Origin of the sequence: Microbacterium sp. C448 (assembly GCF_000582705.2) — a bacterium.
GTDB lineage: Bacteria > Actinomycetota > Actinomycetes > Actinomycetales > Microbacteriaceae > Microbacterium > Microbacterium lacus_A.
On record NZ_HG779814.1, the window covers coordinates 1 to 759 of the forward strand.

The 759-nt window shown below is 73.6% G+C and carries 1 pseudogene; it reads left to right on the forward strand.

Annotated features, from left to right (window positions below):
• A pseudogene (locus MIC448_RS15245) lies at positions 1-759 on the forward strand (PucR family transcriptional regulator); the annotation flags it as partial.

Genomic DNA, 759 nt, shown 5'->3' on the forward strand with positions numbered 1-759 from the left:
TCGCGGCACTCCGTCCCGACGGACTCGGCGCGACCCTCGCGGAGCTGTCTCGACAGCTCGACACCTGGGTGGGCCTGTTCGACGCGACGGGCACATTGACGCGCCAGCATCCTTCGGGCCTCGAAGCCGACGTCTTCGCCGGTTTGCACGACGAGGCGCGGCGGGTCCTCCGGCGCGGAGCACGCGCGGGATCGACGCTGCGGGTCGGAGACATCCCCTTCACCCTCCAGACGCTCGGCCGCGGCGGGCGCCTGCGTGGAGCCATCGCTATCGCGGCGGGCGACCTCGACCAAGAGAGTCGCAGCGTCGTGACCGCGGTCATCGCGATGGCCGGCCTCGCGCTCGAGCAAAGCGAGGGGGCGGCGCGGGCACGCGGACAGCTCCGGGCGGGCGTTGTTCAGCTGCTGCTATCCAGCCAGCCGAACATCGCCGCGCGCATCGCCCGCGAGACGTGGGGCGGACTGCCCGAGGCGCCCGTGGTCGTGGCGGTCACGGATGCCGCGGCCGCGCGCCGCGAGACGGTGACCGACCGCCTCGAGCTGCTCGCCGAAGAACACCGGGGTCGCATCTTCTTCGGTCGTGAGGCATCCGGAGTCGTCATCGTCCTCACCCCCGGCGAGACGAGCGTGCTCGCCGAAGTGGCCGGGGACCTGGGTCTGCGGATCGGGCTGTCCGGTCCGACCGCGTACGACGGGTTCGCCGCCGCGGCCGCCCAGGCGCGCACGGCGCGGGACCGCGGGACGGGCAGCGGGGTCACAC